25 protein-coding genes are annotated in these 24,359 nt (G+C 44.1%); 10 read left to right on the forward strand and 15 right to left on the reverse strand.

All coding sequences use genetic code 11. The annotated features are described in order from the left end of the window. The first annotated feature begins 41 nt into the window (after nt 1-41). Together OCU48_RS13740 and OCU48_RS13745 are read left to right on the forward strand one after the other, a co-directional pair. Nucleotides 42-389, forward strand: a complete 348-nt coding sequence (locus OCU48_RS13740) for a helix-turn-helix domain-containing protein (RefSeq protein ID WP_017031988.1) — start codon at nt 42-44, stop codon at nt 387-389. A 205-nt stretch (nt 390-594) separates the two neighbouring features. After that, nucleotides 595-1,530, forward strand: a complete 936-nt coding sequence (locus OCU48_RS13745; RefSeq protein WP_420719129.1) for a bile acid:sodium symporter family protein — start codon at nt 595-597, stop codon at nt 1,528-1,530. A 74-nt stretch (nt 1,531-1,604) separates the two neighbouring features. On the opposite strand, the gene OCU48_RS13750 is transcribed toward OCU48_RS13745, so the two are convergent. The 6 genes from OCU48_RS13750 to OCU48_RS13775 are packed head-to-tail and all read right to left on the reverse strand — an operon-like array spanning nt 1,605 to nt 6,175. Next, a complete protein-coding gene (locus tag OCU48_RS13750) occupies nt 1,605-2,384 on the reverse strand; it encodes a heme ABC transporter ATP-binding protein (protein ID WP_141346391.1) in 780 nt (259 codons plus the stop codon). After that, complete coding sequence (locus tag OCU48_RS13755) at nt 2,384-3,448, reverse strand: FecCD family ABC transporter permease (protein WP_141346390.1); 1,065 nt, start codon at nt 3,446-3,448, stop codon at nt 2,384-2,386. Before OCU48_RS13755 ends, OCU48_RS13750 begins: the two co-directional genes overlap by 1 nt. Before the next feature lie 2 nt (nt 3,449-3,450). Further along, nucleotides 3,451-4,296 (reverse strand): heme/hemin ABC transporter substrate-binding protein, encoded by an 846-nt coding sequence (locus OCU48_RS13760; protein WP_141346389.1) that lies wholly within the window; start codon nt 4,294-4,296, stop codon nt 3,451-3,453. Continuing rightward, nucleotides 4,296-4,715, reverse strand: a complete 420-nt coding sequence (locus tag OCU48_RS13765; RefSeq protein WP_141346388.1) for an ExbD/TolR family protein — start codon at nt 4,713-4,715, stop codon at nt 4,296-4,298. Before OCU48_RS13765 ends, OCU48_RS13760 begins: the two co-directional genes overlap by 1 nt. Then, the gene (locus tag OCU48_RS13770) at nt 4,712-5,383 is read right to left on the reverse strand and encodes a MotA/TolQ/ExbB proton channel family protein (RefSeq protein WP_141346387.1); all 672 of its coding nucleotides are present in this window, start codon (nt 5,381-5,383) and stop codon (nt 4,712-4,714) included. Before OCU48_RS13770 ends, OCU48_RS13765 begins: the two co-directional genes overlap by 4 nt. Before the next feature lie 24 nt (nt 5,384-5,407). Next, entirely contained in the window at nt 5,408-6,175 is a 768-nt protein-coding gene (locus tag OCU48_RS13775) for an energy transducer TonB (protein ID WP_141346386.1), read from the reverse strand. Nucleotides 6,176-6,377: 202 nt separating this feature from the next. Here OCU48_RS13775 and hutW point away from each other — a divergent pair, with 202 nt between their 5' ends. The 5 genes from hutW to OCU48_RS13800 all read left to right on the forward strand — a co-directional run bounded on the left by hutW (nt 6,378) and on the right by OCU48_RS13800 (nt 13,085). Beyond that, the gene (hutW, locus tag OCU48_RS13780; RefSeq protein WP_141346385.1) at nt 6,378-7,775 is read left to right on the forward strand and encodes a heme anaerobic degradation radical SAM methyltransferase ChuW/HutW; all 1,398 of its coding nucleotides are present in this window, start codon (nt 6,378-6,380) and stop codon (nt 7,773-7,775) included. Between the two features lie 15 nt (nt 7,776-7,790). Then, nucleotides 7,791-8,309: a heme utilization cystosolic carrier protein HutX gene (hutX, locus tag OCU48_RS13785; RefSeq protein ID WP_141346384.1), complete on the forward strand. Its 519-nt coding sequence runs from the start codon at nt 7,791-7,793 to the stop codon at nt 8,307-8,309. After that, complete coding sequence (gene hutZ, locus OCU48_RS13790) at nt 8,309-8,890, forward strand: heme utilization protein HutZ (RefSeq protein ID WP_141346383.1); 582 nt, start codon at nt 8,309-8,311, stop codon at nt 8,888-8,890. The genes hutX and hutZ overlap by 1 nt, the downstream gene beginning before the upstream one ends. Nucleotides 8,891-8,988: 98 nt before the next feature. After that, nucleotides 8,989-11,133, forward strand: a complete 2,145-nt coding sequence (locus OCU48_RS13795; protein WP_141346382.1) for a TonB-dependent hemoglobin/transferrin/lactoferrin family receptor — start codon at nt 8,989-8,991, stop codon at nt 11,131-11,133. A 170-nt stretch (nt 11,134-11,303) separates the two neighbouring features. Continuing rightward, nucleotides 11,304-13,085 (forward strand): ABC transporter ATP-binding protein, encoded by a 1,782-nt coding sequence (locus tag OCU48_RS13800; RefSeq protein ID WP_208727195.1) that lies wholly within the window; start codon nt 11,304-11,306, stop codon nt 13,083-13,085. Nucleotides 13,086-13,143: 58 nt separating this feature from the next. Here the strand turns inward: OCU48_RS13800 and OCU48_RS13805 are convergent, their stop codons facing one another. Further along, entirely contained in the window at nt 13,144-13,704 is a 561-nt protein-coding gene (locus OCU48_RS13805) for a DUF4136 domain-containing protein (protein WP_141346380.1), read from the reverse strand. 124 nt (nt 13,705-13,828) lie between these two features. Here OCU48_RS13805 and OCU48_RS13810 point away from each other — a divergent pair, with 124 nt between their 5' ends. Next, nucleotides 13,829-15,004, forward strand: coding sequence for a BamA/TamA family outer membrane protein (locus OCU48_RS13810; protein WP_141346379.1), 1,176 nt, complete (start codon nt 13,829-13,831; stop codon nt 15,002-15,004). Nucleotides 15,005-15,097: 93 nt separating this feature from the next. Here OCU48_RS13810 and OCU48_RS13815 read toward each other — a convergent pair whose 3' ends face one another. The 7 genes from OCU48_RS13815 to napF form a co-directional block, all read right to left on the reverse strand. Further along, the gene (locus tag OCU48_RS13815) at nt 15,098-15,247 is read right to left on the reverse strand and encodes a hypothetical protein (protein WP_167496210.1); all 150 of its coding nucleotides are present in this window, start codon (nt 15,245-15,247) and stop codon (nt 15,098-15,100) included. 1,467 nt (nt 15,248-16,714) lie between these two features. After that, nucleotides 16,715-16,855, reverse strand: coding sequence for a TIGR02808 family protein (locus tag OCU48_RS13820; protein WP_141347402.1), 141 nt, complete (start codon nt 16,853-16,855; stop codon nt 16,715-16,717). 9 nt (nt 16,856-16,864) lie between these two features. Next, entirely contained in the window at nt 16,865-17,437 is a 573-nt protein-coding gene (locus tag OCU48_RS13825) for a NapC/NirT family cytochrome c (protein WP_141347401.1), read from the reverse strand. Nucleotides 17,438-17,469: 32 nt separating this feature from the next. After that, a complete protein-coding gene (locus OCU48_RS13830) occupies nt 17,470-18,024 on the reverse strand; it encodes a nitrate reductase cytochrome c-type subunit (RefSeq protein WP_371859144.1) in 555 nt (184 codons plus the stop codon). A 68-nt stretch (nt 18,025-18,092) separates the two neighbouring features. Continuing rightward, the gene (napA, locus tag OCU48_RS13835) at nt 18,093-20,582 is read right to left on the reverse strand and encodes a periplasmic nitrate reductase subunit alpha (RefSeq protein ID WP_141347400.1); all 2,490 of its coding nucleotides are present in this window, start codon (nt 20,580-20,582) and stop codon (nt 18,093-18,095) included. Further along, on the reverse strand, nt 20,579-20,908 hold the full coding sequence (locus OCU48_RS13840; RefSeq protein WP_141347399.1) for a chaperone NapD: 330 nt from the start codon (nt 20,906-20,908) through the stop codon (nt 20,579-20,581). Before OCU48_RS13840 ends, napA begins: the two co-directional genes overlap by 4 nt. Next, the gene (gene napF / locus OCU48_RS13845) at nt 20,895-21,413 is read right to left on the reverse strand and encodes a ferredoxin-type protein NapF (protein WP_141347398.1); all 519 of its coding nucleotides are present in this window, start codon (nt 21,411-21,413) and stop codon (nt 20,895-20,897) included. Before napF ends, OCU48_RS13840 begins: the two co-directional genes overlap by 14 nt. Nucleotides 21,414-21,590: 177 nt before the next feature. On the opposite strand from napF, the gene narQ reads away from it, so the two are divergent. Next, nucleotides 21,591-23,309 (forward strand): nitrate/nitrite two-component system sensor histidine kinase NarQ, encoded by a 1,719-nt coding sequence (gene narQ / locus OCU48_RS13850; RefSeq protein ID WP_141347397.1) that lies wholly within the window; start codon nt 21,591-21,593, stop codon nt 23,307-23,309. A gap of 13 nt (nt 23,310-23,322) precedes the next feature. Further along, on the forward strand, nt 23,323-23,928 hold the full coding sequence (locus OCU48_RS13855; protein ID WP_141347404.1) for a response regulator: 606 nt from the start codon (nt 23,323-23,325) through the stop codon (nt 23,926-23,928). A gap of 47 nt (nt 23,929-23,975) precedes the next feature. On the opposite strand, the gene OCU48_RS13860 is transcribed toward OCU48_RS13855, so the two are convergent. After that, nucleotides 23,976-24,182, reverse strand: a complete 207-nt coding sequence (locus OCU48_RS13860) for a dodecin (protein ID WP_141347396.1) — start codon at nt 24,180-24,182, stop codon at nt 23,976-23,978. Nucleotides 24,183-24,359: the final 177 nt, after the last annotated feature.

Consider the following 24,359-nt stretch of genomic DNA (forward strand, 5'->3'; position numbering starts at 1 on the left):
AGAGACACTATCTCTATGAGAAATTTACCCCGTTAAGCCCGATGGAATTTACTGAACAAGACAGAGCTGCCCTATACGAAACATGGATGTCCCAAAAAGCCAAAATGCGTCTAACGCAAATGGAGATCTCCCGAAAACTAGGAGTATCTCAGGCTGAATTTGGACAATTGCTTCGTGGTCGCGCCCCTCTAACATACCCATTTGTTACTCGCTTTTGTGAGTATCTAAAAGTTGATGCTGCTTATGCGATACCGTCACTACGAGTGAACGTAACCGTTGAAAACAGTGTTGTTACTTTGTGTTCGAGAATGTCCGTGGATGGGGATATTCGAAATGTGTACGTCGATGGCAATCAAGTCGTTGTCGAGTACGAGCACCGTATTTGCTAAAACACTATCAAGGCAGGCCAATAGGTCTGCCTTTTTCTTTTCCCTCTCCCTTCATTTGATTTTCATCTACCTATTTTAATAGCTTAAGCCGATCAAAATCGTTAGGATCGGCGTGTCCGATATCGCCTTTGTAGGCTGCATTTAAACGATAAAAGCGTGTATGAGCATAATAAATAAGTTTAAAAAAGAATGGTTTCTTGTGGGGATGGTATTAGCTATCGCTTTAGCGGTATTTACTCCAGATCTTGGTAAAAGTGGAGGGGCACTGCATCTCGATAGAATTACTGTATTAGGTATTGCTTTAGTATTTTTCCTGCATGGATTGGGCTTGTCGCCAAAAGCTATCGTTGAAGGGCTATCAAACTGGAAGCTGCATCTATTTGTACAGAGCGCAACGTTTGTTGTTTATCCTCTGTTATGGGTGATATTTGGTCAGGGATTTATGGCCTACATGCCAGCGGCTCTCGCCTTTGGTTTCTGCTATCTATTTGTTTTACCGAGCACAATCTCTTCTTCTGTCGCGATGACTGCAATAGGTAAGGGAAACCTTCCTGGCGCAATCTTTAACGCCTCGCTCTCGAGTATCCTTGGTGTGTTCATTACTCCATTACTCATTCAAGTATTTATGGGGATGGAAGGTGCTGAGCTTAATCTAATGGACTCTGTGCTTTCAATTTCGAAGATGTTGTTATTACCAATGATACTGGGGCAACTTTTACGACCGTGGCTTTTAAAGTGGACACAGAAACACAAATCAATAGTAAACAAGTTAGATAAATACGTGATTCTGTTAATCGTTTACAGTGCATTTTGTGACTCCATTGACCATGGGATCTGGAGCGACTTTTCGCCGATGCTTCTGCTTGTTTCAGCGTTGATCTGCTTGGTTGTGTTGATGGTGATGGTACACGGCATCAAATGGGGCGCGCGTAAGGTTGGGTTTAATCACCAAGATGAGGTAGCAGCGGTATTCTGCGGTACTAAAAAAACCTTAGCCGCCGGTATTCCAATGGCTAAGGTCATCTTTGCTCACGATCCTAATCTGGGGATGATACTGCTTCCAATCATGTTGTATCATCCAATCCAAATTTTCTACTGCGCCGTACTAGCCAACCGCTATACCAAAGTTGAAACGGCATAGCATCACACCCGTCATCCTGACGAAAGTCAGGACCTTAGATACAACCCCACTTTGCAAAAAGTGCCCAGAGCCAATCAAGCAGCGGACAATATTACTGGATGCTGCTGCGTGGGGTGCGGCACGATCTGCGTTTTCCAGCGATAAACTTCTTCGATAGTTTGTGAGTTTAATACTTCCCACGGTGTGCCGTCAGCGACGATATTACCTTGGTTCAATACCACTATTCTATCGGCGTATTGCGCCGCTAAGTTAAGATCATGCAACACCGCCACAACGCAAGCTCCTGAATCTGCTTGCTCCTTCGCAAGCTTGAGAGTGTTGTGCTGGTGGCTCAAATCAAGTGCTGAGGTTGGCTCATCAAGAAACAGCACCTTGTTATGTTTAACTGAGTCTAACTGGGTGAGTACTCGTGCAAAATGCACTCGTTGCTTTTCCCCTCCGGATAAGCTGGGATACAGGCGCTCAGCGAGAGGGAGAACTCCGGTTAGATTCATTTTCTCTTTGGCAATACGGCTTATCTCTTTTTGTCCACCCGGTAGGGTCAAACCACCTAATTCAACCACCTCTTGAGCGGTGAAATTAAAGGTAAGCGAGCTAGATTGTGGTAGCACTCCAAATTGCTTAGCTAATGACTTTTTATCCCAGTCTTGAGTCGGCTTTCCGAACAGAAAATGTTGCCCAGTATAGGATATCTCATTGCTGAGGGTCTTTAGCAGTGTACTCTTGCCTGTGCCATTTGGGCCCAGAAATACGGTGAATTCATTTGGGTAAAATTCGATGTTCACTTTATCTAATATTGTTCTGTTGCCAATATTTACCGAAATATCAGAACATTGAACTGAGGGTGTACGCATTAGATTCGCCCCTTTTGTGAGATAAGTAGCCATAGGAAGAAAGGTGCTCCTAGCACTGCGGTAATAATACCCACAGGAATTTCCAAGGGAGCGACCAAGATTCTCGATAACATGTCAGATATGAGCAGTAACAACGCCCCAAGTACCGTTGCCAGAGGAATCAAGATTTTGTGATTTGGACCTGCGATCATTCTCCCTAGGTGGGGCACTATGAGGCCGATAAAGCCTATCATTCCCGCAAGAGAAACGGTAACACCTACACCGGCCGCCGTAAGTAAAATCAAGCGACGTTTAAGTTTTTGCACGTCAATTCCTAGATGGCCTGCTTCAGCCTCACCAAGTAATAAAGCATTTAGGTTGGCAGACTCTCGATAGAACAAAATGCCAAGGACTAACAATACGATGCTTCCAAAAGCTACCCCAGCAAAATTAGCTCCGGCTAATGAGCCCATTGTCCATAAAGACAAGTCACGCAAGGCTTGATCGTCGGCATAATAGTTGAGTAGTCCCAACATTGCGCCGGAGAGTGCGCCAATAGCGACACCTGCCAGCAACATCATAGTCACAGAGGTGCCGTTAGGGGATGTACCCAGTTGATACACCACAAGGGTTGTAATAGCGCCACCTAAAAAGGAAAAGATGGGCACAGTGCCAAACATCAAAAGGGCAGGGTAGGTTTGAGCAAGAGACCCAAACACGACGATAGCCAAAGCTGCGCCCAATGCCGCTCCTGCAGAGACGCCGATAATTCCAGGATCGGCCAATGGATTACGGAACAATCCCTGCATAACGGTACCACAGATGGCCAATATTCCGCCGATGGCGATAGCAAGTAGAGTGCGAGGCAGCCTGACTTGTTGCACTATCATATTAACATGCGCGGGCAAATCGGAGCTGGGCATGCCTGGTAGAGTGAAGTCCGGTAGTAGGGCACTGATGCTCTGAGTAAAGCTGATATCCATGGGACCAACACTTATTGAGAGTATGCTAGCGAGATAAACCCCGAGTAGAGCGATACCCATTAGCGCTGGTGTTGGCAGTTTTAATGATGATGCAAAGTTCATAATCAGTTGCGCTCAAATGTTTGATAGAGTGATTGGCTTAACTCAACACTTTCAATACCAAAACCGCCAATGATAGCGCTACTTGGTATTGGGATAATTTTGTTGTCTGCCGCTGCTGGTGTAGCCGCTAATAGTGGAAATTTCTCGATAATACCTTGCTGTCCGCCTAGTGCATCCCACGTACGTTGGGCAACCAAAATGTAGTCTGGTTGAACGCCGACGATTGCTTCAAATGACATTGACTTATAAGAGCTGAAATTACTGTTAATTGGGTTGGTTGCACCTGCAAGCTGAATGATCTTGTCTATCGTCGTTTCAGAGCCCGCGACTGTTGCCGGCCTTCCTTCGCTGAGCATGGCAAAGATAGCTTTAGGTTGGTGCGCTGAATCAAGGCTCTGCAAGGTTTCAATCTGTTGATGAAGCTGCTGTTTTAATTCTGAAGCCTGTTCTTGTTTACCCGTTATCTTAGCAATGGCATCAATACGACCGGCAAGATCGGTTTCGCGATCTCCTGACGGGACAGTAATCACTTCAATACCCGCAGATTTCAGCAATTTTAATGTTGAATCAGGGCCCATCTCATGAGAACCAATCACATGAGTGGGGTTTTGTGCCATTAGACCTTCAGCAGAGAGTTGACGATGGTATCCCACTTGAGGCAATGAACCTGAGTGATCAAAGTGACGACTCGTTACATCAATTGCAACCAATTGGTCTTTTGCATCTAGAGCGTACATAAGCTCGGTAATGCTAGAACCGACACTAATGATTCGATTTTGCTCACCCGTTGAGTTGGCGAAAACAGGTAGCGCTAAGAAAAGGCTAAGTATTAAGAGGAATGGTTTCATTATTTACTCTCTTCCATGACGATATTGGTAGCGTCGATGTTATTGTTTTGAAGCCACGCGAGAACCTTAAGCATGGACTCAACGTCGGCGGATTTATCCGGTGAGATAATCAAATCTCGCTTTGGTGATGCCTGCACTTGGAGTCGCAATTCATCAGTAAACTCTTCCCAGCTTTGAAAGCTAACACCATCGATGGCCCATTTTGGCTCTGAAGCAAGAATATTAACCGCAATGACTTCTTTATCTTGGTCGTTCAAGACTTGAGCATCGTCGGTTTGAGGTATTGCTACTTCCATGGTTTTTATAGTGATGTTTGCAGTCAATAGAAGAAACACCATGACAATGAAGATGATGTCCAGCAAAGGAGTGAGGTCAGGAGTGAATTCTTCATCAAACAAACTGGATTGCGACTTGATCATGCGACGACCTCTTCACATGTCTTTGCATTGTCTGGGCAGTCAATGTAAATGCCTTCTATATGCAGATTACTGTGGTTTAGGGTGTATTCGATCTTGGCCAAGGTTTTCTCTACCCACATGCTAAGAAGTTGTGCACCAGTAATGGCTGGTAGGGCGATAAGCAAGCCAACTGCAGTAGTCGACATAGCCAAACCCAGGCCATCGGCTAGGACTGCAGGAGAGATGGCTCCGGAGGTGTGAGCAAGTCCTTTAAACATATCAATCAAGCCAAGCACAGTGCCGAGCAAACCAATTAAAGGACTGATAACCCCGATAATGGACAAGATACGTATCCCAGATTTGTATTGCTGACGCTTTTTAAACAACCAAATACTTACTGCTTCTTCGCGCAGTTCTTTGGTAAAGCTACGATGACCAAGGAGCATGCGCATTGCTTGATAAATGATGGTTTTACCTTGTAAGTCTTGTTCAATAAACTGTTCAACTTGTGCTGAATTGGAGAAGTTTATGTGGTGCACCTTGGAAAGAATCTGCGTGGTATGAGTTCGCCCATTCACCAACATGAAAAGGGTACGTTCAATAATGAGCATCAGAGTAAGCGCTGAAAGTATCGTCAGCGGTATGGTCATCATTCCTAGTTGGCTATGAAGCGTTATCAAGATTTGCATAGTTTGCTCTAGTTAAGTTTGCTTTTAGTTAAGTTGAAAGTTGATTGGAACCTGCACTCGATAAGCGATGCGTTGTCCTTGTTCATTTCTGCGTTGAAATTGCCATTCTGAAACCGCATTAAGTGCTGCTTTGTCTAACAGTCTGTGCCCAGAGGAGTTCACCACTGTTTGTTTAATCTGCTTGCCTTCTTCGTTGATCCAAATCTCCACCAATGTACTTCCTTGCCATCCCCGTTTTTGTGCGAGTCTTGGATAGCTTACCGGTGTTGGCTTAGCTGAAAATGTGGGTTTTTCGACCATTTTTGGCTTGCTAGAACTTGCGGCATTACTAGAAGCGGTTTGCGGTTGTACCACTTCCTTTTCGCGTTTTTGCTCTACAGGTTTGTCTTTCGGCGTTTCTTTCGATTTAGTTTCGACAGGTTCAGTTAATGTCGGCTTTGGTTCGTTCTTCGCTGTTTTAGTCGGTTGAGGTTTCACAGGCTTGGTTACTGGCGATTTCTTCTCAACCTTCTTTTTCGGCTTTTCTACGAGCTTTGCTTTCTTTAGCTGTGCCTGTTCCTTTGCTTCACTTTCCTTCGGTGTACTTTTTTCGGGTAGTAGTGGCTGAGGTTCTACTTCTTTCTTTTCTGCCTGTTTTTCAGGTTGAGCGAGAGAAACAAACTTGATGCTAACCGCATGTCCTTCATTGCTACTTGCAAGGCTTACCTCCTGCTTTTGGGTAGAGAAAGAGAGAGCAACCCCGTGAATTAAAAGAGAAAAAATGCCCGCGAGTAGATATCTATAATTCTTCACAGTGGTTGGAAACCATTACCAATTAAGTACTAATAAAAGGCATTATGCAGATAATGCGAATAGGATCAATTATCATTTGCATTATTTATTAAGATCAATATAGTGGTCACAAATTTGAGCGAATGAGATTTGTTCTCATTTAATTCTGTGGCACAAATAATAGAAATTCGCCACGCAGAACATTGAAAACCAAGAAGAAATAATGAATCTTGAATTAAACAACCCTGCTCTACTTGACCCAGAGATAGTGGGCAACCATACACCAGACCCATTGCGCTTCGCCTTTGCGAAAAAGAAAGGCCCGCATGCTGGTGGAATGGCAAAGCCAGTTCCTACAGAGCTCACTCAATCAGCGCTAACAAATGCATCCTCTGAGCAAGGGAATAAGGGACCTCGTTGTCTTTATATCCATATTCCCTTTTGCCGTGTGCGCTGCACCTACTGCAATTTCTTCCAATATGCCTCTAGTACTAAGCTCATCGATGAATACTTTGAAGCTTTGAAAAAAGAATTATTGTGGAAGGCCGCAATGCCTTGGACTCAAGCATTTCCTTTTCGAGCTGTGTATATCGGTGGAGGCACACCAACAGACTTGAGTGCTAAACAGATAAAGCAACTGGGTGAGATGATTCGAAGCCATTTTCCTTTAACTCCAGATTGTGAAATTACCTTAGAGGGGCGTATTAATCGCTTTGATGACCAGAAATTCGAATCTGCACTTGAAGGTGGCATTAACCGATTTTCGTTTGGCGTGCAGAGCTTTGATACTAAGGTTCGTCGCAGTGCCAAGCGATTAAATGATGGTGAAGAGGTACTAGAGCGTCTTCAACATTTCGTTAGCTATGACAGCGCGCCTATTGTTATCGACCTTTTATACGGTCTGCCTCATCAGACATTGGATACTTGGGCATCGGATTTGGAATTGTATTTAGAAAGTGGTGCCCATGGCGTTGACTTGTACCAATTGATTGAAATGCAGAACCTACCAATGGAACGTTTGGTCGAACAGGGGAAACTACCAGAGCCTGCCAATACTCAAGTTAAGGCGAGCATGTATCAAATGGGCGTTGAATTCATGGCGAAACACCATCAAAGACGTCTTAGCGTTAATCACTGGAGTTCAGACAACCGCGAGCGCTCCATCTACAACAGCCTAGCGAAAACATCAGCGCAGGTAATGCCACTTGGCGCAGGCGCTGGGGGCAATGTGAATGGTATTAGCTCAATGCAGTATCGTGACATGGATAAATACATTGAGGCAGGCAAAGCAGATGAGTTTGCAGCAGGTATGGCATTTTACAGTGCGCCAAATAACAGCCTAGTCAATACCATTAAGGCCGCCTTTGACCGTGGCGTTTTAAGTGAAAGAGTGCTGCCTCAAGGTATGTTTTTAGCACTTAAACCATTGTTTGACGCATGGCAGAAAAACGGGTTAGTGAACCTTAGCAGTGGCTATCTTTCACTGACTTTAGCAGGACAATTTTGGTCTGTAACGCTGGCGCAAAATCTAATACAAGTCGTTTCTAATCAGCAAAATCCGAATAGCCTGTTGAAACCAAATAACAATAATATCGATAAAAAAAGCATCAAAGCAGCTTAATTTTAGGGGGAGAAGATGTACACATCATTAACAAAGCAGCAAGTATTGGAAGCGGTCGCTACCATGATGGAAAACGACGATGCAGTTCCTGTGTCGCAAATGGCAAATGAACTGAATGTAACAGAAGGCGAGATTACTTTTGTTTTGCCTTCTAGCATGGTCACGTCGGTCGCGGGTGAGAAGGCTCAAGAAATTTTAGAAGCTTTACCTACTTGGGGAAAAGTGACGACTATCGTTCATTCGTTCGGTTCCATTTTTGAATTTAAAGCCCCTTTCCCTAAAGGTAAGGTCGCACATGGTTACTACAACCTAATGGGGCGTGAAGGCGAATTACACGGTCATTTAAGATTGGATCTGGTTAAACATATTGCATTGGTGTCCAAGCCATTTCGTAAGATGGCAAGTCACTACATTGGTTTTTACGATGAAGCAGGAGAGTGTGTATTCAAAGTCTATCTTGGGCGAGACAAGAAACGTCAACTGTTCCCTGAACAAATTGAAAAGCTAGAGTTGCTAAAAAAGGAATTCGCATAATGAGCACGCAACAAGCCGAAGATCGCGCTGAGATCAGACAACAACGTCTACAAGGCCGTTTAGGTCCCGAGGTTCAAGAGTTTCGTAATACTTGCAAAAGTCTGCAGCTCGCGACAATTACTAAAGAAGGTCTGCCACATGTTAGTTACTCTCCCTTTGCGTTTGATCAAGCGGGCTATTACATCCTAGTGAGCGATCTAGCTGCTCATGGTCAGAATCTCAAAGGCAATAGAAATGTATCCATTATGATGGTTCAAGACGAAGCATCGGCAAAGAGCGTACACGCAAGAAAACGCCTTACTTTTGATACTACAGCCGAGCATATCGATAAAAGCTCAAAGCAGGGCAAGGCTGGAGTTAATGCATTGATTGAACGATTTGGCGAAATGGCTCAAAACCTCGCACAACTTGGCGATTTTAACCTCTATAAATTGACGCCTAGCAGTGGTCGTTACGTCAAGGGCTTTGGTCAAGCATTCAATGTCTCAGGCAATGATCTTGTAGATTTCCTTCATCTCAACGAAGGTCACGTCGAAAAAGAGAAGCAAAAAATCGCAGAATTGACGGCCGAACAAGATTAGCTCTCACTTTTCATAATTAAAGAATTAGCCTGTAGCCGACTGATATTTTCAGTCGGTAGGGCATTTACATATTTATAAAACGGATTTTGGGTCAAACCATGTACAAAAAAACAAGTCTGGCATTAGCCATCAGTGCAGTGTGTGCATCATCAACAGTATTTGCGGAAGAAACCTTTACCTTTGATGAGGTGGTAGTCTCGGCAACTCGAACAGAGCAGAATAAGAGCGATGTTTCTTCCTCTGTTGCAACCGTGAGTCGCGATGATCTCGATGCGGAAATGAACAGCAATCTTAAAGATACCTTGAAATATACACCGGGTGTTCAAGCTCAAGGCAGTGGTCGCTTTGGCGTGTCGGGTTTTAATATTCGAGGTATGGAAGACAGTCGCGTTAAGGTAATGGTCGATGGGGTTCAGCAACCCGTGCCGTATAACCCAGGTGCAAGCCAACAACGTAAATATCAAAATACCATTGAGACAGATACGCTAGCAGGTATTGAAGTAAATAAAGGTCCGTCGTCAAGTCTATACGGTTCTGACGCGCTGGGCGGCGTAGTGCTTATGCGTACTAAAAATCCAGAGGATGTTTTGGTAACTGAAGGTGATGAGCATCGCTTTGGTATCAAGTCAGGGTATTCTTCGGTTAATAGTGAGTTTAAGAACACGGCGACCTGGGCAATGCGCCAAGGCAAGTGGGAAACCATTGCTATGTTTACTTATGCAGATGGTAGTGAATATCAGACACACAGTGATGGTGCCGATATCTTAGGCCCTGATCGCGGCGCAGCCGACCCTGCTGATACAAAGCTTTACAACGGTTTAGCTAAGGTATTTTACCAAGCGAATGACAATCATCGCTTAGGGGTGACCTTTGAATATTTCGATTACCAATATGATTCATTCTTAGCCTCTGAAGAGGGTTATGAAATCATGCCGGGCTTTGTGTATACCGATTCTTCTGTTGAAGACCACAATAATCGAATGCGCATTGGTTTTGAGCATGAATGGGCAATGAACAGCCTAATTGCTGATGATTTGGCATGGAAAATATCGTATCAAACCACAGAGAGTGAATCGAACAACTACGACACGACTAATTGGTTCCCTATTTATACAGACCGCATTCGTAACCGTCAGCGTATTGCACAAGATGATTCATACCAGTTTGATATGCAGTTCAATAAGCTGATCATGGCTGATGGGCATTATCATGAGCTGACTTATGGTGGTAGCTTCTTGTATAACGACTTCTCTTTGGAAAACACGGACTACTTTATTCAAAGTGGTACAGGTGCGCCGCCGAGTTCGTCTCCGGGCAGCACAGGTCTTCCTAATGCAACGGTGCAGCAATGGGGTATCTTCGTTCAGGATCAAGCTTTCTTAATGGAAGAAAAACTGGTTCTTTCTGCAGGCCTTCGCTATGACTCTTTCTCAACAGACCCGGAAACGACAGATGGCTATGGTGTTGAGCACGAGAGCAACGACAATGATGCGGTTACTGGTCGTATTGGTGCAGTTTATCACGTCGCGAATTGGTTTAGCCCCTACGCACAAATAAGCCAAGGCTTTAAAGCACCAACGGTTTACGATCTTTACTACTCGTACAGCGAAGGCGCAATCTTCATGGGTAATCCAAACCTAGAAGCAGAAACCAGTTTGTCTTATGAGGTGGGCTTCCGTGGTACAGGTAAGATCTATCAATATGAAGTGAGTGCTTTCTATAACCAATACGATGACTTTATCACTAGCAAGGTGATTGGTAACCAAGGTGATAAAGATATTATTACCATGGTTAACATCGATGAGGCGAAAATCTACGGTGCTGAAGCTGCGGGTACCATTCTTGGTCCTCAAGGAATGTACACGATGTTAAGCATTGCTTACGCTTACGGTGAAGATGTAAATACCGGTCGTGAACTAGATTCTGTTGCACCACTGACGGGTGTTATCGGACTTGGCTATGACAATGAGAACAAGACACTCGGTGCTCTAGTTAACTACACCATGGTTGCAAGTAAAGATAGCTGGACCGAAGTAGACAACATTGACGCTCCTTCTTATAGCGTGCTGGATGTGACAGCTTACTATCGCCCAATGCAAGACTTAACCTTGCGTGCTGGCCTGTTTAATGCCTTCGATGAAAAATATTGGCTGTACGATGATCTGAGTGGCAGCACTGAACGCACAGACTTTGATACTCAAGCCGGTCGTAACTGGGGTGTGAACGCCGAGTACTTCTTCTAATCACGCTCCAATCGATAGCCGAGTGCCATTAGGTGCTCGGCTTGTTGTGTTTTAAATAATCCAAAACACAATAATTAATCAATAGTTAAACAACATTTCAATTCAAAGCGTACAATTAAAATTAAGGCTTATAGAAAGGATTTTGTGTGACCGAACAACAAGCTGGCGAGATGCCAAAGCTCAATAAACAGTGGTTATATCAACAGGCAATGAAGCATAAAAAGATGCTTATCTACGCCAATTTCATCGCATTTGTTGCAACCCTGATGAGCGTACCAATCCCTTTGCTTTTGCCTCTCATGGTAGATGAAGTCTTACTTGATAAACCTGCCAAGGGTTTGGCATTTCTTAATTCATTCTTGCCTTCGGGGTTACAAACTGCCACCGGTTATATTGTCACTGTTCTCATTCTGATCATCGTGATGCGAATAGGAAGTCAAGCACTAAATATTTTACAAACCCGACAGTTTACTTTGATCTCTAAGCAATTGACCTGTCAATTGCGTCAATGGATCCTTGATAAGCTAGGCCGGGTTTCCATGCAGCAATATGAGGAGAAGGGCAGTGGGGGGCTGACGTCTCATTTAGTGACAGATATAGAGACCATTGATAAGTTCATTGGTAATACGCTGAGTCGTTTTGTGATTAGTGTGCTCACTGTCATTGGTACAGGAGGCATTCTACTTTGGCTCAACTGGCAATTGGGTTTGTTTATTATTTTAATGAACCCCGTTGTGATTTATCTCTCTCGTAAGCTTGGACAAAGAGTTAAACACCTTAAGAAGAAAGAAAACCAATCTTTTGAGCGGTTCCAGCAAAGACTTGTAGAAACTTTGGATGGTATCTATCAGCTTCGTGCAGCCAATAGAGAACAAGAGTATCTAGGTCGGTTGAAGCAAGATGCTGAGTCTATACGAGTAGATGCGGACAAGTATGCGTGGCAATCGGATGCCGCAAATCGTCTGTCGTTCTTAATGTTCCTAATTGGCTTTGAGATCTTTCGTGCTGCAGCTATGTTGATGGTGTTATTTAGTGACCTCACCATAGGACAGATCTTCGCGGTGTTTGGTTATTTGTGGTTTATGCTCTCACCGGTTCAAGAACTATTGAGTATTCAATTCTCATGGTACAGCGCATCAGCGGCTATGAAGCGCTTGAATGGGATTTTAGATATGCCAGAAGAGCACCGTCCTGTTGCTTCTGTAAACCCTTTTGAAAAAGGCGAACCTATCGAAGTTGAATTTAAGAGTGTAGGTTTCTCTTATGATGCCGAACGAAAGGTGCTTGATGACTTCTCGTTAAAGATCCCGAAAGGAAAGCGAGTGGCCTTGGTTGGTGCATCTGGTGGGGGTAAGTCAACCTTGATTCAGCTTCTTCTTGGTATCTATCAAAAAGACAGTGGTGACATTTTGATCAATGGGCATACCATTGAAACAGTAAGCTATGAGGCACTGCGAAAAGAGCTAGCGGTAGTGCTGCAGCAACCAATGATCTTCAATGATACGCTTCGTCAAAATCTTACTCTTGGACAAGACTATAGTGACAATGAGCTATGGAGCGCGCTAGAGGTTGCCCAACTTCTTGGTCTGAAAGAGACGTTGCCTAAAGGGCTGGATTCTCATATCGGTCGTCAAGGTGTTCGTTTATCTGGAGGCCAACGCCAAAGGCTAGCCATTGCACGAATGGTTTTGAGTAACCCTGAATTAGTGATCTTAGATGAAGCGACTTCAGCACTTGATACTTCCACCGAAGCAGAATTACACCTTGCGTTGAATCGTTTTTTGAAGAATCGTACAACGTTAATTGTTGCTCACAGATTATCAGCTGTTAAACAAGCTGACTTGATTTATGTTCTTGAAGATGGAAAGGTCATACAGTCAGGCACGCATACAGATTTGATTGAAACTGACGGGCTTTATCAGACTTTATACGGGTCATTACAAGCAGGATAATAATGATAATACGCGGTTAGTTTATTGGGGAAGTAAAACTAACCGCCGTATCTTGTAATTAATTGGCTGTAGGCATCTCACGTAATATAGTATCTACATAGCGCGATATTTGTTGTTGGTGCTCTTCTGGATCGCGCTCAAGATCAGCACCACTCTGTGCTAACGCGCGCCACTTTGGCTCTAGCAGTGGAAAATTAAACATAAAAATAACCAGTGAGCCTTTTTCGTCGCTATTGTGGAAATCATCCGCTGGGATTCCAGTGCTTAACTGCGTTTTTGAAAACAGCATATCGTCTGATAGCTGAGACTCTAACGCAAGACCGTATCCGACCACAAAATCCGGAGATTGACTAAGCTCCACACGAAAATAGCCTTTTTTTGCCAGTTCATTTTCGATCGCTTTGTCAAAAACTTGTCGCAAAGATTGCTCTTGGTCCTTTTCTTCAATAAATGCCTTACCAGAATTGGGGTGCCAAGCATAGGTACTCATATTCTTTGAAATAAACTGGAAGTCACCACTTGAAACCACACCTACAGCAAAATTGTTTTCGCGTTCTGGAGTAGATGTAACACAAGCACTAAGGAGCATTGTACAAACCATTGCTAAAAGTGTTTTCATACGAGCAATAAACCTTGTTAAATAAATGTTTCATTAGCTAGAATAAGCGACATAGTCGGTAAAAGTCTAGTTAAAACGAAGACATAGCCACGACGCAAATTTATAGACATCACAAGGAGTCGTAATGTCTACCAAGCCACTATCTTCAATTTTGTTCATAGGCTTTCTGATTTTGCACTTTTCGGCAAATGCTGTTGAGCCGCTCTTTGCCACCCCACCCGATGCAGAGCCTACGTGGGTCGATAATGCATTCGACTTTGTTGGAGCGGATGGTGGGTTTGATCCTGATAAAGGGGTCGACATGAGCTATATTCCTTCAGTGTTTTATAACCCAGAGCAAGAATTTGGTGGGGGAGCCTTGATTATTGGGCTTTATAAAACCGACTCAGCAATAGACTTTGAACAAACCTCTTCCTTTGTTATTAATGCCTATGTATCAACAAATCTATCTGTAGGGGTGACTTTTGACAATATCACGTTCCTGAATGATGGAAATAACCGCTTCGAGATTGATTCAGAAATCCATGACGAGCCCGTTGTATACTATGGACGAGGCTACGACTCTACCAGCATTGATGATAATAAAGTGTTGTATACAGAAACCTTAGTGACGTTAACCCCTCGTTGGTACCATCGTGTGGCAGACAGTTGGTTTATTGGTTTAGGTGGTAATGTAACCTACATTGATACTCGTGATCCTGAAGTGGGGGATGAGGTGAATAACGGCGGTAATCCTAGCCTGTTTAACGATTTAGAATCAAATACGTCAGCAGGTGCCTTTGTTACCGTGCTTTACGATAGTCGAAACTATATCGAGAACACTGAAAAGGGAACGTTGCTCCAAGCCGACTTTGGCGCATATTATAGTGACCTCAACTCGGACTCATTTGGTAAGTACGATATCGAGCTTGCTCATTTTATTGATCTAGAGCCAGTACCAGGAGTGCTAGCGCTACAAGGACAAGGAAAGTTCACTTCTGGCGATGTACCTTGGAATAAGCTTCCTGATCTAGGGGGAGCGTATGCAATGCGTGGTTATATATTAGGTCGACATCGTGATGAACAAATGGCGATGGCACAAGTCGAATATCGATTACCTATCTATCGTCGCTGGGGCAGTGTCTTCTGGGCTGGTGTAGGCTCGACAGGTGAAGAGGTTGATCAACTAAGCGATGACATACTTACGTCGTATGGTTTAGGGCTACGTTATCGTTTGAAGGGGCGCATAAACTTAAGAGCGGATCTTGGGTTTGGTGAAGATGAAACCTTATTCTATTTTAATGTGAATGAAGTATTCTAACGATTAACTGTTTAGCAAAAAACGACAGCCCTATTCTTTATAACTAGAAGAATGGGGCTGTCGCTTTTGATCTAGGGGTAAGCAAATTAGAGATTAAAAGAAGTGACCTAACCCGTGTAGTGAAGATATAAGACTTGGCAAAGCAACTAAGCCAATTTTTACTGCAACAATAATGGCAATAAGACGTCCAATTTTGTGTGTTGCCGCTTTGTTTATCTCATTTGCATGCTGGCTGTATATCATGCGAATTCCTCATGAGTGAATAAAGATAGGGTCAAATTACTCTTAATTATGGTCAAAAAAAGTGCGTATTGCGAAAAGTTTGAACTGAAACTAGAGCATGAGTATGTTCTATGATATCGACCACATAATGAAATATGAGAGCAATTTCATGTGTTATGAGTGTGGTTTCGCATCTATTCAAGTGACTACGCCCTAAGATTCCCACTAACAACATGTGGGAATGACCGAGCTTCGTTCGTGTGCATATCGTTAACGCCAACGTCGTCATTACCGAGATTTCTTATCGGCAATCTTTGATTGGGTGCGTCCTAAGATTCCCACTAACAACCTGTGGGAATGACCGAGCTTCGCTCGTGTGCACATCGTTAACGCCAACGTCGTCATTGCCGAAGTCTCTTATCGGCACTCTTTGAGTGGGTGCGCCCTAAGATCCCCACTAACAACCTGTGGGAATGACTGAGCTTAGTTCGTGTGCACATCGTTAACGCCAACGTCGTCATTGCCGAAGTCTCTTATCGGCAATCTTTGATTGGGTGCGTCCTAAGATCCCCACTAACAACCTGTGGGAATGACCGAGCTTCGTTCGTGTGCACATCGTTAACGCCAACGTCGTCATTGCCGAAGTTTTTTATCGGCAATCTTTGAGTGGGTGCGCCCTAAGATCCCTACTAACAATATGTGGGAATAGGCGGGCTTCTTTCGAGTGCACATCGTTAACGTCAACGTCGTCATTGCCGAAGTCTCTTATCGGCAATCTTTGATTGGGTGCGTCCTAAGATCCACACTAACAATATGTGGGAATAAGCGGGCTTCTTTCGAGTGTACTTCGTTAACGTCAACGTCGTCATTGCCGAAGTCTCTTATCGGCAATCTTTGAGCGGGTGCGTCCTAAGATCCCCACTAACAACATGTGGGAATAGGCGGGCTTCTTTCGAGTGCACATCGTCAACGTCGTCATTGCCGAAGTCTCTTATCGGCAATCTTTGAGTGGGTACGCCCTAAGATCCCCACTAACAACACGTGGGAATGACCGAACTGCTTTTGTGTGCACATCGCTAAAGCCAACGTCGTCATTGCCGAAGTTTTTTATCGGCAAGCTTTGAATGGGTGCGTCCTAAGATCCCCACTAACAACCTGTGGGAATGACTGAGCTTCGTTCGTGTGCATATCGTTAACGCCAACGTCGTCATTACCGAGATTTCTTATCGGTAATCTTTGATTGGGTGCGTCCTAAGATCCCCACTAACGCATGTGGGAATGACCGAGCTTGATTCGTGTCACATCGTTAACGCCAACGTAGTCATTGCCGAAGTCTCTTATCGGCAATCTTCAAATTGGAACGCCCTAAGATTCCCCTTAACAACAGGTAATAATGACAATATTCTTGCTTTTAGCTCTGAGACGTCTATAAAAAAAGCCCGATGCTTTTGGCATCGAGCTTAATCAGTCACCGATCGTAATGATGGCTTAGTTTGTATCTTCTTTATCGGCTGTGATGGAAAGTAGCCAGATGCTGATAGCGGCAACTGCTGCAAAACCACCAATGATAATCACCGGCATAGCGCTATAACCCAATACGTGCCAGATGATGGATTCTAATTGACTCATAACTCTCCCTTACCAACCTTGAACGCCGTGCATATCTGGCAGTTTGTGTGCAATACCTTTGTGACAATCTACACAGGTTTTGTCACCTGAAGCGAGCGCTGTAGAGTGTTGTTTAACACTGCGATCACCCTGTTCAGAGAAGTCCATATAATCAAACTCGTGACAGTTACGACACTCTAGTGAGTCGTTAGCTTTCAGACGAGCCCACTCACGTTCAGCTAGGTGGCCACGGCGAGCTTGGAATTTCTCTTGTGTATCGATAGTACCAATGATGTGGGCAAATACTTCCTTGGATGCCTGAACTTTACGAATAATCTTATCAGTCCATTCATGAGGTACATGACAGTCTGAACAAATTGCTCGTACACCGGAACGGTTTGAGTAGTGGATAGTCTCTTGTATCTCTTGCACGATAGGCTCGTGACATCCAGCACAAAACTCTTCGGTGTTGGTGTATTCCATCCCAGTATTGAATGCGCCCCAGAATAGAAGACCACCAGCAAACCCCATGAAAAGAACAATGCCTGCGGCTGCCTTACTTGGAGTTGTTAGTCTCTTCCAAAACGCTAGTAAAAATTTCATAAATAGCCTCTTTTGTTAACGACTAGTAAAGGTTATTGAAGTGAATCAACAGGTTTAAATTCGTTCTCTACCAGTGGTTTTGCATTCGCTTGCGGCACGTGACATTGCAAGCAGAAGTAACGTCGTGGAGACACGTCGGCCAATACAGCATCTTCACGGTTTACATAGTGAGTAACACTCACCTTGGTGGCACCCATTTCACCAGCATTTTTCCAGCTGTGACATGCAAGACATTTGTTTGCATTCAATGAAACTTCATATCCTCGAATGTTATGAGGAATCAATGGTGGTTGGTAAACATAATCACTTGAAATAACTTGCTCACGAGGATATTTTTTGAAGCTATCCGCAGGGCGTGTTGCTTCTAGTTCACTAACGCCACGCAGTGACTCAACACCACCAATACCACCTGGATTGAGCAGTTCAGCTTGCTCAACACCCGCATTTTCTGCCTTTTCCATATCGGTTTGCTCTAGCATTGCATCATCCATATCAGGTTTAGCATTGCTAACACCTTCAACGTCCGCCTGAGCAATACCTGCGGCAATAGCACTTATTGATAACAGAGCAATCAACAGCTTTTTCATTATTATTTCTCCGCCTAATGGCTAAATTTTGGGGGCTAGAGTCCTAGCCCCGAATATTTGACAAAGGCCTAAGCCACTTTGGTGATCTTGACTGGACACTTCTTATAGTCAGTCTGTTTAGACAATGGATCCGTTGCATCCAAAATCAGCTTATTGATCAGAATTCGAGCATCAAAAAATGGTACGAAAACTAAGCCTTTTGGTGGGCGGTTACGACCACGAGTCTCAACACGAACACGAATCTCGCCACGCTTATTGGATACCAATACCTCATCACCTCGACGTAGACCTCTCTGTTTAGCATCTGCGGGATGGATATAACAGACAGCATCAGGAACAGCCTTGTAAAGCTCTGGTACACGACGAGTCATAGTACCTGTGTGCCAATGTTCTAGAACACGACCGGTACATAGCCACATGTCGAACTCTGCATCTGGCACTTCAGGTGGAGCCTCGTATGGCGCTGAGATAATCCACGCTTTACCATCGGGCTTACCGTAGAAGTCCCAGTCTGAGCCTTTCTTAGCGTATGGGTCTGAGCCTTCTTTAAAGCGCCAAAGTGTTTCTTTGCCATCAACGACAGGCCAACGTAAGCCTCGCACTTGGTGGTAAACGTCGTATGGTGCTAAATCGTGCCCATGACCACGTCCAAAGGTTGCGTATTCTTCGAATAGACCTTTTTGGACATAGAAGCCTTGCGCTTTAGCGTCATCATTTAACTCTTGTGCTTCAGATAGCGGGTACTTATCGATATGACCGTTTTTAAATAGCATGTCGTACATGGTCTTACCGCGATATTCAGGTGCTTTAGCCAATAAGTCTTCTGGCCAAACCTCTTCCATCTTAAAGCGTTTAGAGAATTCCATCAGCTGCCATAAGTCAGACTTCGCTTCACCAACGGTTTCAACCTGTTGGTACCATGCCTGAGTACGGCGCTCTGCGTTACCGTAAGCACCTTCTTTCTCAATCCACATTGCAGTTGGAAGTATAAGGTCAGCGGCTTGAGCTGTTGCTGTTGGGTAAGGGTCTGAACACACGATGAAGTTTTCAGGGTTGCGATAACCAGGAAGACGCTCAGTGTTGATGTTTGGACCTGCTTGAAGATTGTTGTTACACATCACCCAATAAGCGTTCAATTTACCATCATGAAGCATACGGTCTTGTAGAACCGCGTGATAGCCAGGCTTCGGTGGAATAGTACCTTCAGGTAGCTTCCAGATATCTTCGGCTATTGCACGGTGTTTAGGGTTTGCAACTACCATGTCTGCTGGCAGACGGTGTGCGAACGTACCTACTTCACGAGCAGTACCACATGCTGACGGCTGACCTGTTAGCGAGAATGGAGAGTTACCTGGAGTCGAAATTTTACCTGTTAACAAGTGAATGTTATAAATCAGGTTGTTCATCCATACACCACGAGTGTGTTGGTTAACACCCATAGTCCAAAGAGACATGACCTTGGTGTTTGGATCGGCGTATTGCTCTGCCAATTGAACAAGATGTTCTTCAGAGACACCAGAGATTTCGCTTGCTTTTGCTACCGTGTATGGTGCAACAGATTTAGCATACTCGTCAAAGTTGATGCCTGTCATCTTGCCTGAATTTGGATTCTCAGCGGCTAGCTGCAATGGGTCATCGTCGCGCAAACCATAACCGATATCCGTATCTGCTTGTTTAAAGTGAGTGTGTTTGTTAACAAAGTCTTGGTTTACTTTGTTGTTCTGAATGATGTAGTTTGCGATGAAGTTCGCAATCGCAAGGTCAGACTGAGGGTGGAAAATGTAGCCGTAGTCTGCCAGTTCAAAAGAACGGTGATAATAGGTCGACAGAACATTCACTTTTACGTGAGGGTGGCTTAAACGGCGATCCGCAATACGAGTCCATAGAACCGGGTGCATCTCGGCCATATTTGAACCCCAAAGAACAAACGCATCCGCATTTTCAAAGTCGTCGTAACATCCCATTGGCTCATCGATACCAAAGGCACGCATAAAGCCTACTACCGCAGATGCCATACAGTGGCGTGCGTTAGGGTCGATGTTGTTTGAACGGAAGCCTGCTTTCATCATTTTTGAGGCAGCATAACCTTCCATAACGGTCCATTGACCCGAACCAAACATACCAACGCTAGTCGGACCGCTTTTCTTCAGTGCTTCTTTCCATTTGTCTGCCATGGTATCCATAGCAACGTCCCAAGAAACAGGAGTAAATTCACCGTTTTTATCGTACTTGCCGTCAGTCATTCGTAGTAGAGGCTGAGTCAAACGATCTTGGCCATACATAATCTTAGATAGGAAGTAACCCTTGATGCAGTTTAAGCCTTTGTTTACCGGAGCCTCAGGGTCACCCTGAGTTGCAACAACCTTACCGTTTTGAGTCCCGACTAATACTGAACAGCCAGTACCACAAAAACGGCAGGGTGCTTTATCCCATTTAATTTTGGTTTGGTCTGAGCTTGCGATGAGATTGGTCGCAGAAGCGGGAAGTGAAATTCCGGCTACCGCTGCCGCTGATGCAGCAGCGTTTGCTTTCACAAACTCGCGTCGTGTCATTTTCATAGTGTGTCCTCTTGCGGGGTCGGTGTACCGATGCTGGCATCGGTAGTAGCCGTTGCATGTATGTCGGTGTCAAGGGTGTCAATATCGGTTTCGATTTGGTGATAAACCAAAGCCGTACTAATTACTTCTGGTAGATCGTTTATTTCATCGATAGTTGTGGTGATGTAACCTTCGTTTTCTGTTTCCATTACCACCACAAATTTGCCTGAATCTTCGGCAAAAATTTCAGTGGCGGAAAAGCTATCCACCTTACTTCGAACTGTCTCCATTGCTTCAGGAGCACAGTAAACGATAAAACTTGAGATATGAACTTCACTGGCTGGCATTGCTATCCTCGTTGCAGTCAGTCATTGATATAGCTGACACGGGACAAGCGCTAATACAGGCTCCACATCCAGTGCACAACTGAGAGTCTAGTTTAGGTTGGGGTACATGCCCAACGCCAAAAGAAAATTGTATTGCTGTTGGTTCGCATTCGTCGCTACAGGTACGACATTCGACATTCTTGTAAGCGAGGCACGTGCTATTAATTTTAGCCGCTATTTTCCATGCTGTTTCTTTTGTTGGTCTAAATATCGGTTCGGGACACGCATTCACGCAGCTTTCACAGAAGGTGCATTCACCTTTTTCAAAATCAACAGTAGGAAATCCACCACTGCCTTTGATTATAATTTTTGTTTCACACGCATCGATGCACTTGCCACATTGGGTGCAACCATCGATAAATATAGAGTCAGCTTGGGCCCAAGGAAGACGTTGACCTGCGTCGTAAACCAATTGGGTTTTCGACGCTCGTCGAGTGAATAATTTTCGTTTTGATAAATCGACCAATTTCGTCCCTGAGCAATTGAGCTTAAACTATGAAAAATGCGCTATTGTAAATACCTACTAATTTTAGGTGAATAAAATGTATTCGATATACCTCAAAAGGGTTAAACTTATGCTTAAATTGTTTTAGATCAATTAGTTAATACGGCAAAGATCACGAATCTACGGATGGGGTTTTGAGTGAAAAAACGAACTACACAATCAGTAGCTTTTACCATTGGTGGCGCAGTGTCTTTGATGGTAATTCTGTCTGCGTTGACTATCATCGTTGCAGTCGCAACGGTCTACTCAAGCTTTGATGATGCGGAGGCGGTAAATGTCTCTGGTTCTATGAGGATGCAAAGCTATAGGCTCGCTCACGATATCGAAACGGATTCTCCGGAAACAGCCGAACATATTGAGCAATTTGAGGCATCCTTATTTTCTCCTTCTATGCAAAACCTTATTCGCTGGAATGTACCGTCTGATATTCAAGAAAACTATCAGTCCATTGTCGATCGCTGGCATGTCATGAAAGAGCTTTTGCTTTCTAAAAAACACACTGAATATCAGCAACATGTACCAGTGTTTGTATCTCGAATAGATAAGTTTGTATTTAAGTTGCAGCTAAATACTGAGCAGAAACTTCTCAATATGGTGGTGTTTAGTGGGTTTGGTTTAACCTGCATTATCCTGATCTCGTTGGTGATAATGCGTTTTGTCCGGCTCAAAGTTCTCCAACCACTGCAGTCTTTGGTCAATGCAAGTCGAGAGGTTGAGTCGCAAAACTTCAATGTTGTGTTGAATGAATCGGTGAACAATGAGTTGGGAGCGGTGGCTTCGACGTTTAATGGTATGACCCAAAATCTTAAAAATCATTATCAAAGGTTGGAAGCGACCGTTGAGAATCAAACAGAGGAACTGCGTCACGCTAACCGCTCGCTGAAGGTGCTGTATAAAAGTACACAACAACTGTCTGCATCACGGCTAGCTCCTGCGCATTTTCAACAGATTATTAGTAATATGTCGACGGTCGAAAATGTTCATGCCGTTAGATTGATTATCGATGATAGTGCAGGTCAGCCTACCGAGTTGATTGCCGGTGATGTTTGTGGTGATACATGGCAAGAGACTCCTTTAATTCTTGATGAAGTGAGGCTAGGGTGTTTATGTTTACAAACGACACTGCAGTTTTCCGAGCAAGAACTCATCGATAATATGTCTTATATCTTGGCTAGGGGTATCTATTACAATCAGGCTCAAAAGAAGTTTGAGCAGCTTTTAATTTATGCTGAGCGAAGTGCTATTGCCCGTGAGTTGCATGACTCTTTGGCGCAATCCCTGTCATTTTTGAAGATTCAAATGAGTTTGTTAAAGCGTTCAATGAAAAAAGAGGGCTCAATTGCCGATATGCCCAAGTCTTCAGCCATCGTTCAAGAAATCGATGATGGTCTGCGGGAGGCATACACTCAATTGAGAGAGTTGTTGAGTACCTTTAGATTTAGCATTGATGAAGCGAATTTTGGTGATGCCCTTAATGTGTTGATTGATAAGCTTCAGACAACCACAGCGGCAGAGATTCATGTAGACAATAATCTCTCTTCCATGCAGCTTCAGGCTTCTCAGCAAGTTCATTTGCTACAGATTATTCGTGAAGCAACAAACAATGCGATTAAGCACGCCGAAGCGAGCTTATTGCATGTGCAATGTACACAAGAAGAAGACCAAATTACTGTCGCTATCATAGATAACGGACAAGGATTTGACACTGAGATAGAGAAAGCAGACCATTACGGTCTATCTATTCTCAATGAGCGAAGCCAGTACCTTAATGGCAAGCTAACCATCACCAGTGAGCCCAATGTTGGGAGCACAGTACAAATAACCTTTACCTGTAAGGATGAATCTGACAGTGAGTAATATCTACCGCATTATGATTGTGGATGACCATCCATTGATTCGTCGTGGCATCAAGCAATTGCTGTCGTTTGAAGATGATTTCGATATTGTGTGCGAGGCAACTAACGGAACAGAAGCGTTGGCACTGGCTCATCAACATGAACTCGATCTTATCCTGTTGGATTTGAATATGAAGGGACTGTCAGGCCTAAATACCCTACAAGCACTGCGATCAGAAGGCATTACGGCGAAGGTTGTGATCCTGACGGTTTCGGATTCACCTGCGGATATGGATGCCATTGTCAAAGCGGGCGCAGATGGCTACCTATTGAAAGACAGTGAGCCCGATGAGTTGATCGAACATCTCCATTCAGCATTAGATGGTGACAAGGTGTATAGCGATATTGTGGCTCAGCATATTCGAGACCGCGCCGAAAATCCAAGCTTGTTAGATAGCCTCACTGAACGTGAATTAGAGATCCTATCGAAGGTAGCTCTGGGCCATCGCAACAAGCAGATAGCAGACGTCTTATTCATCTCTGAGTCAACGGTGAAGGTTCACATGAAGAGCTTGCTGAAAAAGCTACAAGTGAAATCACGTACCGCCGCTACGATTTTGTATCTAGAGCACTACGGTTAATCCGGTTAGGCGTATTAAAAAAGAGGCCGAAACCTCTTTTTTAATACCTAATCCAATGTAAATCCAATCTTCACAGTCACCTGCCAATGGGCGACTTTTCCTTCTTCGATATGACCACGAACTTCCTGCATCTCGAACCAGCGCATGTTGTGCACACTTTGACTGGCTTTTTCTACGGCATGATTAATAGCGTCTTCGATACCAACGCTTGATGATCCAACAATTTCCATTTTCTTGTAGGTATGATGTGGCATTTAGGCTCTCCTTGAAATAATAATTGGAACTTAGTAAACCTAGTTGTGGAGTGGAATTGTGGCAAGATCTGGTATCCGAAAGTTCTTTGGCAATTCCCCTGCTTGGTCAGTGCTAAGATCTCTGATAGGAGCGCTCGGAGGTGAAAGAATTGGTGATTGTCATTATGGCCTCCCCTT

Origin of the sequence: Vibrio inusitatus (assembly GCA_024346935.1) — a bacterium.
Taxonomy (GTDB): Bacteria; Pseudomonadota; Gammaproteobacteria; order Enterobacterales; family Vibrionaceae; genus Vibrio; species Vibrio inusitatus.

Coding starts and splice junctions, on each gene's coding strand:
- OCU48_RS13800 (WP_208727195.1), top strand. CDS start 11,304: ATGCCAAAGCTCAATAAACAGTGGTTATATCAACAGGCAATGAAGCAT.
- OCU48_RS13740 (WP_017031988.1), top strand. CDS start 42: ATGGAATTTACTGAACAAGACAGAGCTGCCCTATACGAAACATGGATG.
- OCU48_RS13810 (WP_141346379.1), top strand. CDS start 13,829: ATGTCTACCAAGCCACTATCTTCAATTTTGTTCATAGGCTTTCTGATT.
- hutW (WP_141346385.1), top strand. CDS start 6,378: ATGAATCTTGAATTAAACAACCCTGCTCTACTTGACCCAGAGATAGTG.
- OCU48_RS13820 (WP_141347402.1), bottom strand. CDS start 16,855: ATGAGTCAATTAGAATCCATCATCTGGCACGTATTGGGTTATAGCGCT.
- OCU48_RS13840 (WP_141347399.1), bottom strand. CDS start 20,908: ATGCCAGCCAGTGAAGTTCATATCTCAAGTTTTATCGTTTACTGTGCT.
- OCU48_RS13745 (WP_420719129.1), top strand. CDS start 595: ATGGTATTAGCTATCGCTTTAGCGGTATTTACTCCAGATCTTGGTAAA.
- OCU48_RS13860 (WP_141347396.1), bottom strand. CDS start 24,182: ATGCCACATCATACCTACAAGAAAATGGAAATTGTTGGATCATCAAGC.
- OCU48_RS13750 (WP_141346391.1), bottom strand. CDS start 2,384: ATGCGTACACCCTCAGTTCAATGTTCTGATATTTCGGTAAATATTGGC.
- OCU48_RS13825 (WP_141347401.1), bottom strand. CDS start 17,437: ATGAAATTTTTACTAGCGTTTTGGAAGAGACTAACAACTCCAAGTAAG.
- OCU48_RS13770 (WP_141346387.1), bottom strand. CDS start 5,383: ATGCAAATCTTGATAACGCTTCATAGCCAACTAGGAATGATGACCATA.
- OCU48_RS13805 (WP_141346380.1), bottom strand. CDS start 13,704: ATGAAAACACTTTTAGCAATGGTTTGTACAATGCTCCTTAGTGCTTGT.
- hutZ (WP_141346383.1), top strand. CDS start 8,309: ATGAGCACGCAACAAGCCGAAGATCGCGCTGAGATCAGACAACAACGT.
- napA (WP_141347400.1), bottom strand. CDS start 20,582: ATGAAAATGACACGACGCGAGTTTGTGAAAGCAAACGCTGCTGCATCA.
- OCU48_RS13855 (WP_141347404.1), top strand. CDS start 23,323: ATGATTGTGGATGACCATCCATTGATTCGTCGTGGCATCAAGCAATTG.
- OCU48_RS13815 (WP_167496210.1), bottom strand. CDS start 15,247: ATGATATACAGCCAGCATGCAAATGAGATAAACAAAGCGGCAACACAC.
- OCU48_RS13795 (WP_141346382.1), top strand. CDS start 8,989: ATGTACAAAAAAACAAGTCTGGCATTAGCCATCAGTGCAGTGTGTGCA.
- OCU48_RS13830 (WP_371859144.1), bottom strand. CDS start 18,024: ATGAAAAAGCTGTTGATTGCTCTGTTATCAATAAGTGCTATTGCCGCA.
- OCU48_RS13765 (WP_141346388.1), bottom strand. CDS start 4,715: ATGATCAAGTCGCAATCCAGTTTGTTTGATGAAGAATTCACTCCTGAC.
- OCU48_RS13755 (WP_141346390.1), bottom strand. CDS start 3,448: ATGAACTTTGCATCATCATTAAAACTGCCAACACCAGCGCTAATGGGT.
- OCU48_RS13760 (WP_141346389.1), bottom strand. CDS start 4,296: ATGAAACCATTCCTCTTAATACTTAGCCTTTTCTTAGCGCTACCTGTT.
- hutX (WP_141346384.1), top strand. CDS start 7,791: ATGTACACATCATTAACAAAGCAGCAAGTATTGGAAGCGGTCGCTACC.